The organism is Nguyenibacter vanlangensis, from assembly GCF_013376155.1.
GTDB classification, from domain to species: Bacteria; Pseudomonadota; Alphaproteobacteria; order Acetobacterales; family Acetobacteraceae; genus Gluconacetobacter; species Gluconacetobacter vanlangensis.
Map to the genome: position 1 here is coordinate 1 of NZ_JABXXP010001058.1, position 759 is coordinate 759.

Here is a 759-nt window from a genome sequence, read left to right on the forward strand (position 1 = left end):
GGTCGGGCTGATGGGGCTGCTGGCCGCGTGCGCCACCGCCCCCGGCGCGGGGCCGCAGATCCCGGTGACGCAGGAAGCGGCCGATTATCGTGCCCATGCGAAATCCTATTACGCGCCGCCGGGCCCCGCCGACGATCCGTGGGGCCCGTACATCACGGAGGCGTCCAGGCGCTTCGACGTGCCTGATACCTGGATCCGCGCGGTGATGCAGCGCGAATCCGGCGGGCAATTGTTCCGCAACGGCCAGTTCGTGACCTCGGCCCCTGGGGCCATGGGGCTGATGCAGTTGATGCCGCCGACCTATGACGAGATGAAGGCGGAATACGGGCTGGGCGACGACCCGTACAATCCGCATGACAATATCCTGGCCGGTACCGCCTATATCCGCCAGATGTACGACATCTACGGCTCGCCTGGCTTCCTGGCCGCGTACAATACCGGGCCGGGACGGCTGGACGATTTCCTGACGCGCAATCGCGGCCTGCCGCGCGAAACCCGCAACTATGTGGCGGCGATCGGCCCGCAGATCGCCGGCATCACGCCCAATGTCCGCTCGCAGGCCGACCTGATGGTCGAAGCGCACGACATTGCGCGCGGCCATGTCTATGCCAGCGCGCAGACCAGCGACCAGACCCGGTCCGTGCGCATGGCCTGGGCCCGGCGCAACGAACGCGAGGACGGCAATGAGGGCCAGCCGGTGCAGGTGGCCGAGGCCCCGGCCGAGCCCGACCGCATGGCCGCCCCGTCCTATACGGCGTG

The 759-nt window shown here is 68.6% G+C and carries 1 protein-coding gene; it reads left to right on the forward strand.

Going from position 1 to position 759, the window contains the following annotated elements; all coding sequences use genetic code 11:
• Window positions 1-759, forward strand: a 759-nt coding sequence (locus tag HUK84_RS21190; RefSeq protein WP_246285820.1) for a lytic transglycosylase domain-containing protein, incomplete at both ends; no start/stop codon positions are given.